The sequence below is a fragment of the Streptomyces sp. NPDC087420 genome (assembly GCF_044744165.1).
Classification (GTDB): Bacteria; Actinomycetota; Actinomycetes; order Streptomycetales; family Streptomycetaceae; genus Streptomyces.
This window is the reverse complement of record NZ_JBIUXU010000009.1, coordinates 113,149-129,714: the sequence shown is the minus strand read 5'-3', so window position 1 is coordinate 129,714 and position 16,566 is coordinate 113,149. Positions and strand designations below refer to the sequence as shown.

The following is a 16,566-nucleotide window of genomic DNA, read 5'->3' as shown; positions in this document are numbered from 1 at the left end:
GGGCCTGCCCGGGGGGAGGGTCGGCGCCTCCCCGGCCGGGGATCAGCCGACGCGGGTCAGCTTGGCGCCGAAGCCGGGCTCCGCCAGGTCCTGCTGGAGGGCGACCGGGGTGGAGACCTTGCCGTCGCCGGTGCCGATGGTCAGTTCGCCGACCACCGTGCCCGCCTTCGCGGTGTGCGGGACCTTCGACCCGCTGTCCGAACCCTTGCCCGGAACGTTGCCGCCGAGCCGGAGCGTGACCTTGAGGCCGGCCCAGCCCACCGGCTTGAGGTCCTTGGTGGCGACGACTGGGGTCGTACCGCCCAGCCCGTCGTCCACCTGTCCGACGACCTCGCCCTTCTTGACGACGGCGGCGGACGTGACGCCGTCCTGGGACGCCTTGATCAGCTTGAGGCTGTTCTGGATGGCCAGGTTGAGCTTGTCGTCCAGGGTGGTGGCCTGCTGCGCGCCCATCACTATGCCGATGATCCGGCGGTTCTCACCGTCGATGATGGTCTGCGCGGTCCAGAGCAGATTGCCGCCGGCGGGGGTGGAGGAGCCGGTCTTGATGCCGCTCACGCCGGGCTCGGCGAGGATCTTGTTGTTGTTGAAGATCCGCTTGCCGATGCCCGGGATCTCGATGTCCGGGGTGTTCACGATCTCGCGGAAGACGTCGTTCCGTACGACCGCCCCGGCCAGCTTGAGCTGGTCGGCCGGGGTGGACACGGTGGTCTTCATGAGGCCGCTCGGGTCCGTGTACGTGGAGTTCGTCATGCCGAGGTCCTTGGCGGCCGCGTTCATCTTCGCGACGAAGGCCTTCTCGGAGCCGGCGTCCCAGCGGGCCAGGAGCCGGGCCGCGTTGTTGCCCGACGGGATCATCAGGAGCTGGAGCATCTCCTTCTGCGTGTACTGCTGGCCCTCCTGAAGAGGCGCGGTCGACTCGTCGGGACGGTTCGACTCCTCGCCCGCCTGCTTGTCGACCGTGATCTTCGGGCCGACCTGCTTGCCGGTGATGGGGTGGTCCTTGAGTATCACGTAGGCCGTCATGGTCTTCGCGACGCTGGCGATGGGCGCGGGCTTGCCGGCGCCGTACTTCCCGAGACTGCCGACTCCTTCGACCTCGACGGCGCCCTGGCCCTCGGACGGCCAGGGCAGCTCGAGCTTGCCGCCGTCGAAGGTGAAGGTGGCGGGGGCGGTGAGGGAGAGCGCGGGGTCGGGCAGCGGTCGGAGAGCCTGCACGATTGCAAAGATGATCAGTACGAGGAGGACCAGCGGGGTCCAGATCTTGACCCGCCGGACCGCCGTACGGACGGGGGTCTGGGGCGGCGGCGGGGTGTTGGTCAGCTCGGCGAGCAGGTCGAGCGGCGGCATGGGCGGCATGGGCTGCTGCCGGGTGCGTTCCGCGCCGGAGAGCGCGGAGGCGGGGGCGGGGGTGGGGGCGGCGGGCGTGCTGGTCGGGGTGCTCGTTCCGGTGGAGCCGGGGAACGGTGCCGGCTTCGACGGCGCCGGGGCGGAGGTGGAGGCGGACGCGGACGCGGAGGGCGGGGGTGTCGCCCGGACCTCGGACTTCTCGTCCCTGCGCAGCGGTACGAAGGTGCTGGCGCTGGTGCCGGGATTGCTCCTGGCGGGCGGCGGCGTGGGCACCTTGAGCGTGGTGGTGGGCTGGTCGACGGGCTGCGGCCGCTCGAAGGCCTTGAAGACGGCGGTCTGGCGGTCGACGGGCGGTTCGTCGGGCGGTTCGTCGGCGGGGGTGGCCTTCGGGGCCGGCGCGGCGCCGGGGTCCGGCTTGGGCTTGGTGGCGGCGTCCGGCTTGGGCTTGGTGGCGGCGTCCGGCTCGGGTTCGGCGCCGGCGTCCGGCTTGGGCTCGGTGGCGGAGTCGGAGTCGGATCCGGCCTGCGGCTTGGGGTCGGCCTTCGGGTCGGCCTTCGGCTCGGGTCCCGCTTCCGGGGCGGAGGCGGAGTTGGATTCGTCGGCGGTACGGGTCCGGCCCCACGACGTGCCCGTCGAGGTCTCGGACTTCACCGGCCCGTTCGGGCGGTCGGGTTCGTCGCGTCCGTCGGATCCCTGGGAGCCCTCGGAGTCCGAGGACTCTCCCGAAACGGAATCCGTTGACTTGACGTCCGAAGGGCCCGAATCGTCCCGGATCCCGGACGCGGCGGCCTCCGCCGGCTCCGACGCCTTGGCGTCGCGTACGGAATCGGAATCGTCGTCAGCCTTCGCGTCACCGACCGCAGCGGACTCCTCGTCCCGGCCGGACGCGCCCCCAGAAGCCCCCTGGCTGCCCGTGTCGGCCTTCGGAGCGCCCGACTCCGTGGAATCACCCGCGTCGCGCCCCCGAAGCCCGGAGACGGCCGCAGGAGCGGCCCCGGGCTCGAACGAGCGGCTGTCCGCCGGGTCCTGGGCGTCGGGGGCCGGGCCGGCCCCCGGGCTTGGCGTGGTGGCGGAGGTTGGCGTGGTGGCGGCGGTTGGCGTGGCTGCCGGGCTTGGCGTGGCTGCCCGGGCCGGGGTGGCCGCCGAGGTCGGCGCAATCGCCGGGGCCTCATCAGCCCCCGAGGGCGCCGGAGTCTCGGAAACCTCAACGGCCTCTGAGGACACCGGGATCCCGGAAGCCTCAGCGGCCTCCGCAGGCGCCGGAGTCTCCGGGGACCCAGCGGCCCCCGAAAGCGCGGCAGTCCCAAGGGACTCGGGCCCCTTGCCCTCGCCCCCTCCACCCTGCGGAACCTGCCTCTGCGAAGCCGACGCCTGGTCCTCCGGACCTTCGGCCTGCGGACCCCGGCCCCCCTGGGCCTGCCCCTGCGAGGCATGGCCCTCGGATGCCCGGTCCCTGGGAGCCGCATCCTCCGGGGCCTGTCCGTCGGACGCCTCGCCCTGCGGAGCCCTGCCCTCGGACCCTGCGCTCGCCGGAACCCGGTCCTGCGGGACCTGACCCACCGGAGCCCGACCCCGCGAAGCCCGCCCGTCGGAGGCCTCGTCCTGCGGAGCTTCATCCTGCGGGACCTGGGTTCCCGGGTCCCGTCGCTCGGACGCCCGGTCCTTGGGAGCCGCTCCCTGAGGGAATTGCCCCTCCGGGGCCCGCCCCCGCGAAGCCCGCCCGTCGGACGCCCCGTCCTGGGGAGCTTCGTCCTGCGGGACCCGGCCCCCCTGGGCCCGCCCCTGCGAGACCTGGTCCTCGGACGCCCGGTCCTCGAACGCCCCGCCCTGTGGGAGCCGGTCCTCGAACGCCCCGCCCCGCGGAGCCTGGCCGCCCTCGGGCGGCCCGTCCTTCGGAACTCCGTCCCGTGGGACCCGTACCGCGCCGGCCCCCGCGGCCTCCCGGACCTCCGGAACCTCGCGAGCCTCCGGAGTGGCCTCCCCGGCCCCTCGGGTCCCCGGGGCCCGTCCGGCCCCGTCGCGGTCCAGTTCTCTGGTCACCGTCCCCAGCACCTTGGTCGCGCCGTCCTCGGGGACCTCGGTCGCGGCTTCGCGGAAGACCGCGAGGCGCGGGTCCCGCTCGCCCGGAGTCGTCTCCCCCGACGACTTCTGCTGCTCCGACTTGCCGGGGGACTCGCCCGCCACCGCGTCTCCTTCATGTCTCATACGGCACCTCGCGCGACGCGCCGTCCTTGCCGAACCATCTACGAGTTTCCTGTCCGGAACCGCTGTCCCGGTGCTAGACGAGAACGACATACATAACGGTTCCCGTACAAAGCACCCAGGCACTCTCGACAGACCATTGTGAGAGGGGTCACCCTGTCATTCATCCACGCGGGGAGGCATGGATGGGCAAGAGCCGCAGAACAATTCCGGAGGAGCTTCTGCTTCTCGCTCTGGACCCGGCCACGGGTACCACAGCGCAGCCGCAGTCGCTCGACCTCGGCCTGGCCGGGGCACAGCTAGTAGAGCTGGCTCTGGCAGGACGGATAGCCCCCGATGGGGATCGTATCGCCGTGGTGATGCCACGGCCGACCGGAGATCCGACTCTGGACTCCGCACTGGAACTGCTGCGCAGACGCGGCAGCCCGGTTCGGGCTGTCCATTGGATTGGCGGGCCCCGCCTGGGGCTGCGCCAGACTTACCTCTCGCACCTGGAGCGGTGCGGCATGGTGCATGCCGTTTCGACCCAGATGTGTGGAGTGCTGCCGACGACTCGCTACCAGGCGACAGAGACGGCGATCAGCCGGGAGATCAGGGCCCGGCTGGACAGTGCGATCCGCACCGGCGTACCGCCGGACCCGCGGACCGCGGCGCTCGCCGCACTGGCCCACGCGGTCGGACTCGGCAAGCACCTGTACCCCGGGAACGAGGGGCGCTCGTCGCGCTCCCGCCTCCGGGACCTGATCAGACACGACCCCATGGGCGGTCTTGTGGCGCACGCCGTCATGGACGTCCAGAACGGCGCGGGCGCTCAACCGCACCGTGGCCAGCCGGAACGGAGCGCGCAGGGCGCTCCGGGCGGACGGCCGGGGGGCGTGCCGATGCAGCCGCATCACGTGAGTGGCATGGCTCGCGTCGCGGCGCACTGACCGTCTCACCGACAGTCGTGCGCCCGCGCCGCACCACGCGGGTCAGTAACGCCGTACCTGTCGTTATGTTTTGACCGCAACACCGCAACACCGCAACACCGCAACACCGCACCACCACGCAATCCGCCGCACCGACGTCCCCAGACCCGGTTCGGGAGCCGCACAGGACACGCGGGGCAGACCTGACTCCAGGGCTGCCCCGCGTGTTGCGTTCCACCCCCGGCCGACGGCTCCGACCGCCGCCCCGCCACCCGGCGCCGCCCCCGCGCGGAAACCGGCGCATTCGTCTCTGTGGCCGTTTTCCCGCGCAGTTGGGACCTTTGGTGGCAGTCTGCTGAGCAGTAGATACGTACAGCTATGCAGCCGGAGGTGCAGTTTCCCGTGGCGCCCAACGTCAACCCCACCGTCAGGCGACGCCGATTGGGACAGGAGCTTCGACGGCTCCGTGAGCTCAAGGGCATGACGGCCGAGGAGGTGGCGGAACGCCTGTTGGTCTCCCAGTCGAAGATCAGCCGCCTGGAGAACGGCCGCCGCTCCATCAGCCAGCGCGACGTCCGCGACCTGTGCGGGGTGTACGAGGTCGAGGACACCCGCATCGTCGACTCGCTGATGCAGATGGCCAAGGACTCCCGCCAGCAGGGCTGGTGGCACGCCTTCGGCGACATCCCGTACAGCGTGTACATCGGCCTGGAGACCGACGCGGCCTCGCTGCGCGTGTACGAGCCCCAGGTGGTCCCCGGGCTGCTCCAGACCCGGCGGTACGCCGAGGCGCTCATCAACGGCGCGCTGCCCGAGTCCGCCGCCGGCGACGTGGAGAAGCGGGTCGGGGTACGGATCCGCCGCCAGGACCGCGTCACCACCACTGAGGAACCGTTGCGCCTGTGGGCCGTCGTGGACGAGGCGGCGCTGCGCCGGGTCGTCGGCGACCGCCAACTGATGCGGGAGCAGCTGGAATACCTCGTGGAGCAGTCCCAACTCCCGCATGTGACCGTGCAGGTGCTGCCGTTCGACATGGGCGCGCATCCCGGCATCTCGGGTCACTACGCCATTCTCGAATTCCCGGACGCGTCCGACTCCAGCGTGGTCTATATCGAGGGCGTGACGAGCGACCTTTATCTGGAGAAGGCCAATGACGTACAGCGGTACAGCGTGATGTACGAGCATTTGCGCGCGCAGGCCCTGAACGTCGACCAGACGCGGCAGTTCATCGCGGAAATCGCCAAGGAATACGCCCGCTGAGGCGGTCGGGGGGCGGCGGCCACGCGCCGGCCGCCCCCCGACCCCGCTTCCCAAATGTCTTGTACGTCCACTTCCCCGCCGGAGTGAGGGCACGCTACACCTCAACCGCCCCACCGTGGAAGGCTCCCCTCCGATATGCCATCCGGATGAGTGAACGCCCGTCCCGCCCATCGAGGCGGACGAGTAGCGTCGATCATGCCAGCAGGAAGTTGGCGTGATGTTCCACCACTTGCTGAACCGGAGCGAACATGGCAATTCTTCAGGGCGCTACGGACACGTGGACGAAGTCCTCGTATTCCGGCGGTAACGGCGCTTGCGTCGAGGTCAAATCACCCGAGGTCCAGTCCATCGCCGTACGGGATTCAAAGGCGCCCGAGGGGCCTTCGATCTCCTTCGTCCCCGCGTCGTGGAATGCCTTCGTCCAGGAAATGAGCAGGGGCGCGCTCAACATCGGCTGATCACAGCCGCGTTGGCACCCCCCATCGCACCCCAAGGTGAGAGCCCTCTCGACCGGTCCGCCGTCCTGGCCGAGGGGGCTCGGCCACGTCTCCGCCACTTACTCCCTCAGCCCCCAGTTCCTCACTCCCTCACCCGACCGCACGGGACCCGCATCCCGGCGGTCGTCTTTTTTTGCCTCCGAACGATCGGACGCGTCGAACCCTTGAACTTTTGAACTCTTCGAACTCTGACGAAGTGCTCGCTCATCGTGTGGTCGTCGTCACGTTCACGACAACGCCTCGTAGAGTCAAGAACAAGTAAAATCGTTCGGCTTTCTGATCCATGTTCACATTTATGACCCGAGAGGGCCTTGACCCGCCGCCGCGCCAAGCGGTTCAATCCCCGAAGTCCCCACTCCCGCACGGGGCCACCGCTGATCCGGACGTACTGACGAAGAGCATCGACGTTCACAAGGCGGACCCCTGGAGGGGGCACATGAACAGCCTCGACTGGATCGTGCTCATCGCATACTTCGGTGTGATGGTCGCGATCGGCATCTGGTCGCACAAGCGCGTGGACAACGTCAGCGACTTCTTCACCGCCGGCGGCAAGATGCCGTGGTGGCTGTCCGGCATCTCGCACCACATGTCCGGCTACAGCGCGGTGATGTTCACCGGCTACGCGGGCATCGCGTACGTCTACGGCATCACGTCCTTCGTGACCTGGTCGCTGCCCATCGCCATCGGCATCGGGATCGGCTCAAAGCTCTTCGCGCCGCGCCTCAACCGGCTGCGCTCGCGGCTGCACGTCGCGTCCCCGCTGGAGTACCTCAAGAACCGGTACGACGTGAAGACCCAGCAGGCACTCGCCTGGTCGGGTCTGCTGCTGAAGATCGTGGACGTGGGCGCCAAGTGGGCCGCCATCGCCACCCTGCTCTCCGTCTTCACCGGACTCTCCCTCAACCAGGGCATCCTCATCACCGGTGTCATCACGGGCATCTACTGCACGGTCGGCGGGCTGTGGGCCGACGCGCTCACCGAGCTGGGCCAGTTCATCATCCAGCTCTTCGCCGGGATCGCGATGCTCATCGCCGTCATGGGCAAGCTCGGCGGGTTCAGTTCGCTGTGGACGGTGTGGGACAAGCTCCCCGACGGGCACGCGGACCCGGTGGCGGGCCCGTACACCGTGACGTTCCTGCTGGCGTTCCTCTTCATCAAGACCTTCGAGTACAACGGCGGCATGTGGAACCAGGCGCAGCGCTACATGGCGACCGCCAACGCCCGTGAGGCCACCCGCTCGGCGCGGCTGTCCGCGATCCTCTGGCTGGTCTGGCCGCTGGTCCTGTTCTTCCCGATGTGGTGCGCCCCGCTGCTCGTCAAGGCACAGAAGCCGGACGCCTCGGACTCGTACGCCCTCATGGTCGAGCAGCTGCTGCCGCACGGGCTGCTGGGCCTGGTCATCGTCGGGTTCTTCTCGCACACCATGGCGATGTGCTCCTCCGACGCGAACGCCATCTCGGCCGTCTTCACCCGGGACATCGCGCCCGCCCTCTCCAAGGCGGCGCGCGGCTGGTCGGAGCGGGCGGGGCTGGCGGCGGCGCGGCTGTCGACCATCTCGTTCCTGGCGCTGTCCATGGCGATCGCCACCCAGGTCAACTCGCCGACGTTCAAGGACATCATCACCGTGGTCATCAAGTGGGTGGCCGGCCTGATGGGTCCGATCGCGATCCCGTTCATGCTGGGCATGCTCAAGACGTTCCGCAGGTCGGGTCCGACGGCGGCGCTCGTCAGCTGGGCGTTCGGCCTGCTGGCCTTCTGGCTGGTGAACTACCCGATCAACTGGAACGTCGACGGCGGGGTGCCGCTCCAGTACCAGGTCTCGATCCCGCTGGCCGTCTCGCTGGTGCTGTACATCGTGATCGGCTTCCTCAAGCCCGAGGACACCCCGGAGCGCGATGTGCTGCTGGCGCGGATCAACGGCGAGGGCGACGGGGACGGTTCGGGCCTGACGGCGGCGTCGCTGGGCCTGCCGGGGCAGGCGGGGCCGCGTGACGCGAAGGTGGTGGGCGGGAAGGCGTCGTCGGACGGCTGAGCGCCGGCCTGGCGGCTGCGTACGTGAGTACGCGAGTACGTGCGACGTGTGTACGTGAGCGCCGGGCGGGCCTGGTTCGGTCCAGGCCCGCCCGGCGCTCCGTGTTCCCCGTACCCCCTGCCTCCGGCCCGTCGTTCAGCCCCGTGGTTCAGCCCCGTGGGTAGCGCGCCAGCCAGCCGGACACCGCGACCGTCGGACTGTGCAGGGCGGGCCCCTGCGTCATCTCCATCGCGAAGTCGTCGGCGAGTTCGAGGAGGGTCGGCCGGCCCTCCAGCTCCGCCAGCCAGGCCGGGGGCAGCGCCGTCTCGCCGTGCAGGGTCCCGAGCAGCGCCCCGCACAGGGTGCCGGTGGCGCCGGACGGGCCGTCGTGGTTGACGGCGAGGCGCAGCCCGTGGCGGATGTCCTCACCGACGAGCGCGCAGTAGACGGCGACGGCCAACGCGTCCTCGGCGGCGCGTCCTTCGCCGAGTTCGGCGATCCGGTCCGGCCCCGGAATGCCCCGCCGTACGGCGCCGAGCGCCAACTGGAGGGCCTGGGAGACCGGTTCGTGCCCCGGGCGCGGGCCGAGCAGCAGCAGGGCCCGCGCCACGGACGCCTCCAGCGCCTCCCCCCGGGCCAGACCGTGCACGATGACGGCGAAGGCACCGGCGGAGAGGTACGCGGTGGGATGGCCGTGCGTCTGCGCGGCGCACTCCACGGCGAGCTGGCACACCAACTGCGGCTCCCACCCGACGAGCAGGCCGAACGGCGCGGACCGTACGAGCGCGCCCGCGTCCCTCGCGGTGGGGTTCTTGGGCTTGTCGAGCGTGCCCATGATGGTGTCGCCGAACCCGGTCAGGCAGGAGATCGTCGGGTCGCGGCGTACGTACAGCCACTCCTCCTGCGCGAGCCAGCCGTTGTCCTTGCGGCGGAGGTCGGGCCCCCAGTCGCGCTGCGTGGCCGCCCAGCGGAGGTGCGCGCGGTGCACGTCCGTCGGGGGGTGCCAGGCGCCGGTGTCTCTGCGGACCTGCGCGCGGATCAGTCCGTCCACGGTGAAGAGGGTCAGCTGGGTGGCGGCGGTGACCGCGCCACGGCGGCCGTACGCGGGTACGTAGTCCACGACCGCGTCCGAGCCGTGTACGCCCCGGATCTCGTCGAGCGTGAGGCCCGCGACGCCCGCCCCGAGCGCGTCCCCGACGGCGCCACCGAGCAGACAGCCCCGTACCCGGCTGCGAAAGTCCTGCTGCTCCGCGCGCCCCCAGACGGCGGCCCCGGACGGTGTGCTCACGCGCCCCTCTCCCTTCGCCGCGCCTCGCGCCGCGCCTCTCGGCGGCTCGGTGCGCAGCACTGTAATCGAACGGGGACGGGGGGTGGCGGCGTGGGCGGATACGGCGCGATCCCATGCCTCGGCCGCGGGGGATCGAGGCATGGGATCGCCGGACTCAGACGAGGGTGCCGACGTGGAGGGTGCCGTCGGGGAGGCCGGCGGCGTAGGTGTCGAAGATGTCGCCGTCGGCGTCTATCTGCTGGTTCGCGGCCCAGCTGCCGGTGGTGGAGCGCGTACGGTCGTACACCTCACCATTGACCAACGCCTGCACGTGGACAGTGCCGTCGGGCAGGGCGGACGCGGCAGCCGCCGTGATGTTGCCGTTTCCGTCGATCATTGTCGCGCCGGGCGCCCATGTACCACTGGCCGAACGCGTACGGTCCCACACCGAGCCGTGCGGCGGCGGAGGCGTGACCGGCGGATAGGGGTCGGCCGAATCACTGCCGAGCCCGGCTTGCGGTCCGCACGTGGGCCAGGCGGATTCGCCCTGCACCGCCAGAACCTTCTCCGCGGTGAGAATCTGTTCCTGCTTTGTCGCTTGATTGGGGAACGCGGCATACTGATCGCCACCGTACGCATTCCAGGTGGCGAGAGTGAATTGCAGGCCACCGTAAAAGCCGTTGCCCGTGTTTGTGCTCCAATTGCCTCCGCTCTCACATACGGCGACCTTGTCCCACGTACTCACCGAGGCGGCCGTCGCCGGTCCCGCTGTCAGGAAGAGGGAGAAACTCGCGGCCGACAGGACCGCGAGGCCGATCAGGAGACGTGATACGAGAGATCTGGTCATGCTGAAGAACCTCCGGAAGAGGTAGGGGGGAATGAGTCGTCGGCACCATCACCCGGTGGGCCGACAGCCAGGCCCGGGACCGCTTGCGGTCACCGGGCCGTGGCCGACTCACCAGATTCGGTGGCTGTCCGGTGGCTAGACGAGGGTGCCGACGTGCAGGGTGCCGTCGGGGAGGCCGGCGGCGTAGGTGTCGAAGATGTCGCCGTTGGCGTCTATCTGCTGGTTCGCGGCCCAGCTGCCGGTGGTGGAGCGCGTACGGTCGTACACCTCACCATTGACCAACGCCTGCACGTGAACAGTGCCATCGGGCAGGGCGGACGCGGCCGCCGCCGTGATGTTGCCGTTCCCGTCGATCATCGTCACACTCAGCGCCCACGTACCACTGGCCGAACGCGTCCGGTCCCACACCGACCCGTGCGGCGGCGGAGGCGTGACCGGGGTGTCGATGATCTTGTTGTACCGGTACGGCTCGAAGCCCTCGCTGTTGAGGTAGTTGACCGAGTAGACGGATCGACGGGCGTTGGTGCCCGGACGTGCCTCTTCGAGGATCACCGCGTTGGTGTGCGCGGCGTCCTCCCACCCTTGAACAGCACCACGTGCTGAAGATTCGTCGGCTGATTCCGTACGTTGTTGATGACGTCGCCGGGCTGGAGGTCCGCCAAGCTGCCCAACCGGGTGGAGACATCAGGCAGCGTCCATGTGGTGCGGCTGGTACCGAGATGCCAGGCCATGGAGACGAACCCGGAGCAGTCCTGCCGGTAGGTTCCGTTGGCGTCCGTCCAGTACGAGGTCTGGCTGTACGGAACATCCTGGTCCACCCATGTCTGGGCGCGCGCGATCACCTCGGACCGCGCGGTGGTGCCGTCGACCACCGAACTCGGCTCCGCCGTGGCGGTGGTCGGATCGCTGACGGTCGGAGTGAACGGGGTGCTGTAGCCGCGCTGTACGGCGATCGAGCCGGCCTCGGCCGAAACCGAAACCGAAACCGGAACCGGAACCGGAACGGGATCGGGATCGGGATCGGGATCGGGATCGGGATCGGCGTGGGCCGGACCGGACATGCCCAATACCAAAGCGCTCAGCGCCGATACAGCAAAGGCCGAGCGGATATTAAATCGTCTTGACAAACGCACGATGCGTGCCCCTTGGTCAGAAATGAAGAATCGATCGGTCGTAGCGGTCTCATTCGATGGCGAATGTGATCACTGAAAGAGGCTACTTCGCGATTTCTCAGACCTCGGGTGCTGATGATCAAACAAATACTTCCGCCGGAAAGCCCTCCTGATGAACATTCAGGTCGGTCTCACAGGTCCGCATGAATGTGTCGCGAATGGGGTATCACCGCGAGGGCCGGTCGTCCTGGCGGTCATGCCGGGCCTGAAAAGCCCCCGGCCGATTCCGCGCGTACCTGTTCCCGGTATTCGATGGCCCACGCGTAGCCGGGTCGCAGCGCGATCGCGCGGTCCAGGTCCGCGAGCGCCTCCGCCGGGCGGTTCAGGCGGTGGCGGACCGCTCCGCGGCTCGCGAGGGCCGAGGGGTGGGCGGGGTTGAGCGTCAGGGCGCGGCTCAGTTCGCGGTCCGCGTCCTCGTAGCGGCCCGCGAGACGGTGGATCTCGCCCCGTTCCGAGGCGATCCAGTCGCTGTCCGGCGCGATCTCCGCCGCCCGGTCCAGGTCGGCGACGGCGCGGTCGTGCTCACCCAGGGCGCAGAACAACCGCCCCCTGCGTACCAGGGCCCACAGGTAGCCGCCGTCCAGGGCCACCGCGCGGTCGAGGTCGACGAGGGCCTCGGTGGGGCGTCCCAGCCGGTGCAGGGCGCTGCCCCGGCTCGCCGTCGCGTACGCGTCCCCCGGGGCGGCCGCGATCGCCCGGTCCAGCAGCGCCACGGCCTCCTCGTACCGTCCCGCCGCGCGCAGCGTCTCGCCCCAGGCCCCGAGGATCCCGGGGGTGTCGGGGGCCAGTGCGTCGGCGCGGTGGAAGTCGGCGAGGGCCGCCGGGGTGTCGCCGCGCCCGCGGTGGGTGATGCCCCGGTCGAGGTACGCCCCGTACTGGCCGGGGACGAGGGCGAGCGACCGGTCGAGGTCGGCGAGGGCCGGCTCGTACTGGCCCTCGGCGCTCAGGACCCGGCCGCGTACCCGGTGCGCCACCGCGCGGCCCGCCGTGTCCAGGGCGCCGCCGTCGAGGAGCAGGCCGAGGGCGGTCCGTACGCCGGTCCGCACGCCGGTCGTTGCGCCCGCGTCGTCTTCGCCGAGCGCGTCGCCGAGCCGCCGCCCCCACTCCCGTACCACCGCGTCGTCCGTGTCCTCCCCCGCCTCCGCCAGCGCCAGCGCGCACCGCCGCGCGGCGCCCACGCCCTCGCGGCAGGCTTCCGCCACGTCGCGCAGGGCAGTGGCGAGGGCCGTCCCCGGGTTCGCGCAGAGGGAGTGGTACGTCTCTTCCAGGCGCAGCGCGCGCCAACGCCCGCTCTCCCAGCGGTCGTCGGCCCGCAGGCCCGCCTCCGCCTCGATCTCCTCCCGCCAGGCGGCGAAGCGCCGGGCGAGCGCGGTGTGCCGGCCGCTCCAGCCACGCGGCGAACGGGTCCTGCGCAGGCGGAGCATGGGGGCGCGGACGACGTCGTGGTAGCGGAGTCCGGCGGCGTCCGCCCCGGCCTTCTCGGTGACGAAGGGCAGGGCGCGCAGCCAGTCGTACAGTCCCGCCGCGTACTCCCCCGCCCCCGTGTCCTCCCTCACCCCCGCCTCCTCCACCACGGCCAGGAACACGTCCTCGTCCAGTCCGCGCGGCAGCGCGCAGTCCAGGGCGACACGTCGTCGCAGCGGATCCCGCTCCCACTTGAGGAAACGTTCGACGGCGGTCGCGCTCGGGTCGCCGACGTCGCCCGGGTCGGCGGGCCGGTTCTGGGCGAGGGTCGAGACGAGGACGGGCAGTCCGCCGGAGAGCCGCAGCACCTCCGCCACGACCGTCTCCTCCGTGACGGACCTCGCCGCGAGGAGCCTGCGTGTCTCGTCCTCGGTGAAGGGGTCGAGGCGTACGTCCGCCATGAAGTCCGCGAAGCCGTCCCACAGAGCGGTGTCGAACGGCTGGCGCCCGGCGAGGGTGACGACAACCTGGAGGGGCAGTTGCCCGTACCGCTCCGTGGTCATCAGGTCGTGCAACCAGCGGGCGAGGAAGGGCGCGGTGCGTTCGTACGTGTCGAAGAAGAGCGCGATCCAGGGGAGTTGACGGAGGGCCTCCGTCAACTCCTCGACCAGGACGGGCGTCAGGACCTGGTCCGGAGTCAGGACCAGCCGTACGTCGTCCGGGTTGCGGAACCGCGCGCTGAGCGCGGCCCGCAGCCGGTCGGTGCCCTCGGCGAGCCGGGCGGTGTCCAGCACACCGGCGAAGGCCCCGACGACGGGGACCATGCCGAGTCCGATGGTCCCGGCGGTGGCGAGGGCGGTGCTGCCGGCGGAGGGGCGTGGGGGCTGCGGGCCCGGGGCCGCGGGCTCCCCCATCTCCCCCGCCTCCGCCGGATCGGCGAGCGAGGCGGCGGCGGACGCGGACTCCGCCTCGTGGCGGCGCTGCCGGTACGTCTCCAACAGCCGGTCGAGGCGCTTGAACGGGCGCCCCTGGCGGGCGAATTCGGCACTGATGGCGGCCAGCGCCTCGGGCACGCTGTTGACGGCGTCGTCCACGTACGCGGTGAGCGCGTCGCACTCGCGCGCGGTCTTCTCCCACTCCCGTACGAGCGAGGTCTTGCCGACGCCGGCGATGCCGTGGACGTGGAAGAGGAAGCGGTGCGCCTCGTCGTCGGGCGCGAGGCCCAAGTTGTCCTGGAAGGCCACCAGTTCGGCCCGCCGCCCGACAAACCGCTGCCGCCGCCGGATCAACTCGGCCATGGACACCTGCCCGGGCCCGCGCCCCCGCCCCTGCTCCCGCCCCGCCATACGTCTCGGCCCCTCCCCGTCCGGTCGCTCCAGTGTGGCAGCCGGGCGGGGAGGGGCCGAGGGGCCCGGACGGATCAGCAGAGGCAGGGCTCCGTGCTGTGGCCGAGGGCGGGGATGTCGTCGGCCCGGAGCGCCCCCGCGAAGGCGTGCACCTCGTCCACGACGCCGTGCAGGTACTCGCCCCACCCGTCGGCCGTACGGGCGCGTCCCACCTGGAGTCCACCCGTACCGGTCCACAGGCTCCGTACGGTGGCCGTGGCGTCAGGGCCGGAAACGCCGTCCACATAAAGGGTGATCCGGTCGGTCGCGTCGTCGTAGACCACCGCCAGACGCTGCACGTCGTCCGCCGACCGGACCTGGCTCACGACCGTCTCCTCGGCGCCCGGTGCGTCGGACGCCGACACCACCAGTTGCCAGCGGTAGAGGGAGGGCACGTACCGCAGCTTGAACGCGTCGCCGTGCTGTCCGCCCTGGGACAGGACGGTCATGGGAAGTTCCCCCTCGTCCTGGGGCAGTTGGGCCACCACACCGACGGTGAAGCTGTCGCCGGTGTCGACCACCGGCTCGTCCGTCGCGGCGTGGCCGCCGGCCCCGTCCAGCTCCAGGTCGCCGTTGTCGACGAGCGCGTAGCGCACCACGGGGCAGGCGGGATCGAGGTCCGGGATGCAGGAGGGATCGGGCCCCCGGTGGAGGGTCGCACCGGCGCTCAGCCTCAGCGGCGCGCCGTCGTACAGCTCGGGGCTGACCCCGTCCCGCTCGCTCTCCAGCGACCAGTGGCCGCGCAGTTCGGGTGCGCGCCTGGCCAGTTCCGTCACCTCGTCGGGCACGACGAGCCGGTCGTACGTCCGTACGTCGCCGATCTCGCCCTGCCAGCGGTCCCGGTATCCGGTGTTCCCCCGCGCCCGTCCGATCTGGAGGGCCCCGGTGCTCGGCGCGGCGGTGGCCGCCTGTTCCGTACCGGTCTCCTCACCGTTGACGTACAGCCGGGCGGTGCCGGTCTCGGTGTTGTACTGACCGAGGACGTACGCCCACTCGCCCGCTTCGGGGGAGCCTCCGGACACGCGGGCGCCGCCGAAGGTGAACGTCCACGCGGCGCCCGTGGCGCCCGTGCGGGAGGCAAGACTGAAGGCCGGGGTACGAGCGGTGTCCGCGTCGGCGTCCTGGCTGACGACGGTCAGGTCCCGGTCCGTCCTGGCGGGACGCACCCAGGCGCCGACCGCGAAGGTCTTCGCCGTGTCGACGACGGACGAGCCGGGTGTCAGGAAGCCGTGGCCGGTGCCGTCCAGCCGGGCGGTGGACGTGAGGCCGGTGCCGGGCGGGGCCGCCGCCCCGAAGGTGACACCACTGCCGGCCCGGGCGTCCGGGCCCGTCTCGGCGGCGGCGGTTCCCGCGCCCGGCGCTTCGGCCAGCTTCCACTGCCCGGTGGGGACGCGGCCGGCCTGGATGTGGAACACGTAGGAGACGGTCGGACTGCTCCATCCCGCGCGGTCGATCGCCCGGACTTCGAGCGACCCTGTCGCCCGCGACAGCGGGACGTACCGGACGGTGGCCGGCCCGCCGGGCGTGGCCGCCTCCGCGGTGCCCCCGGGGCCGCCGACGAAGAAGTACCGGTACGCCACGACGTCGTCGGACGGCGAGTCGAACGTGAAGGAGCCGTAGTTGCCGACCCCGTCCGACCAGAAGACGTCCTCGGGGTACTCGGCCGAGGAGATCACGGGCCGGGCCGGAGTCACGTCGTCGCGGACGAACTCGCAGACGGTGCCGGAGCCGTCGGAGCTCCAGGGCGACACCGCCCGGCCGTCATCGGCCCTGACCCGCCAGGAGACCACGGTGTCCGCCGGGATGTCGGAGGGCAGACGCCATTGGGCGGTCTGGCCCGAGCCGGCCAGGTAGGTGGTCTCGGTCCGGCGCTGTTCCACACCGTCGGCGTCCTGCCACCACGCCTCGAACTCGCCTCTGACGCCGGAGAACTCGCCCGGACGGTCGTCCTCCACCGGGTCGTACAGGACCGCGCGCAGAACCGGTGCGTCGCTCACGTACGGCCGGGTCTCCCCCGCCCCGCAGGGTTTGACGCCGGTCTGGAGGTCCGCCACCACCGGCTGCTTCGGCGGCAGATTCTCGGCAGCCGTCGCCGCCACCGCCCCGCCCTGTCCCGCCACCACCGCCGCGACGGCGAGTGCCACCGTCGCGAGGCGTCTTCGGCCTACGTGCCTGGTCATGTGCTGCCCCTCCCCTTCGGCCGCCGGGTTTCGACGGGCCGAAGGGGACGCTAACAACGATCACTGACACAACCCACCGGGTT

General features: G+C 71.0%; 11 protein-coding genes. 4 read left to right on the top strand and 7 right to left on the bottom strand.

All coding sequences use genetic code 11. The features are described from left to right. Positions 1-42: 42 nt before the first annotated feature. The gene (locus tag ACIO1C_RS20080) at positions 43-2,001 is read right to left on the bottom strand and encodes a serine hydrolase (protein WP_401865384.1); all 1,959 of its coding nucleotides are present in this window, start codon (positions 1,999-2,001) and stop codon (positions 43-45) included. A gap of 1,736 nt (positions 2,002-3,737) precedes the next feature. Here ACIO1C_RS20080 and ACIO1C_RS20075 point away from each other — a divergent pair. From ACIO1C_RS20075 to ACIO1C_RS20060, 4 genes are all read left to right on the top strand, one after another. Beyond that, positions 3,738-4,481 (top strand): GPP34 family phosphoprotein, encoded by a 744-nt coding sequence (locus ACIO1C_RS20075; RefSeq protein WP_401865383.1) that lies wholly within the window; start codon positions 3,738-3,740, stop codon positions 4,479-4,481. Positions 4,482-4,862: 381 nt separating this feature from the next. Next, positions 4,863-5,720: a helix-turn-helix transcriptional regulator gene (locus tag ACIO1C_RS20070; protein WP_327238653.1), complete on the top strand. Its 858-nt coding sequence runs from the start codon at positions 4,863-4,865 to the stop codon at positions 5,718-5,720. A 248-nt stretch (positions 5,721-5,968) separates the two neighbouring features. Next, complete coding sequence (locus ACIO1C_RS20065) at positions 5,969-6,178, top strand: DUF397 domain-containing protein (RefSeq protein WP_401865380.1); 210 nt, start codon at positions 5,969-5,971, stop codon at positions 6,176-6,178. A 475-nt stretch (positions 6,179-6,653) separates the two neighbouring features. Further along, a complete protein-coding gene (locus ACIO1C_RS20060) occupies positions 6,654-8,249 on the top strand; it encodes a sodium:solute symporter family protein (RefSeq protein WP_401865378.1) in 1,596 nt (531 codons plus the stop codon). A 148-nt stretch (positions 8,250-8,397) separates the two neighbouring features. Here the strand turns inward: ACIO1C_RS20060 and ACIO1C_RS20055 are convergent, their stop codons facing one another. From ACIO1C_RS20055 to ACIO1C_RS20030, 6 genes are all read right to left on the bottom strand, one after another. Then, positions 8,398-9,516 carry an ADP-ribosylglycohydrolase family protein gene (locus ACIO1C_RS20055; RefSeq protein WP_401865375.1) on the bottom strand — a complete coding sequence of 373 codons (1,119 nt, stop codon included), beginning with the start codon at positions 9,514-9,516 and terminating at the stop codon, positions 8,398-8,400. Between the two features lie 154 nt (positions 9,517-9,670). Then, the gene (locus ACIO1C_RS20050; protein ID WP_401865373.1) at positions 9,671-10,342 is read right to left on the bottom strand and encodes a transglycosylase family protein; all 672 of its coding nucleotides are present in this window, start codon (positions 10,340-10,342) and stop codon (positions 9,671-9,673) included. Between the two features lie 135 nt (positions 10,343-10,477). After that, a complete protein-coding gene (locus tag ACIO1C_RS20045) occupies positions 10,478-10,894 on the bottom strand; it encodes a hypothetical protein (RefSeq protein ID WP_401865370.1) in 417 nt (138 codons plus the stop codon). After that, on the bottom strand, positions 10,891-11,475 hold the full coding sequence (locus tag ACIO1C_RS20040) for a hypothetical protein (RefSeq protein ID WP_401865367.1): 585 nt from the start codon (positions 11,473-11,475) through the stop codon (positions 10,891-10,893). Before ACIO1C_RS20040 ends, ACIO1C_RS20045 begins: the two co-directional genes overlap by 4 nt. Positions 11,476-11,708: 233 nt before the next feature. Further along, complete coding sequence (locus ACIO1C_RS20035; RefSeq protein ID WP_401865364.1) at positions 11,709-14,216, bottom strand: tetratricopeptide repeat protein; 2,508 nt, start codon at positions 14,214-14,216, stop codon at positions 11,709-11,711. A 122-nt stretch (positions 14,217-14,338) separates the two neighbouring features. After that, positions 14,339-16,483 (bottom strand): LamG-like jellyroll fold domain-containing protein, encoded by a 2,145-nt coding sequence (locus ACIO1C_RS20030; RefSeq protein ID WP_401865362.1) that lies wholly within the window; start codon positions 16,481-16,483, stop codon positions 14,339-14,341. Between the last annotated feature and the right edge of the window lie 83 nt (positions 16,484-16,566).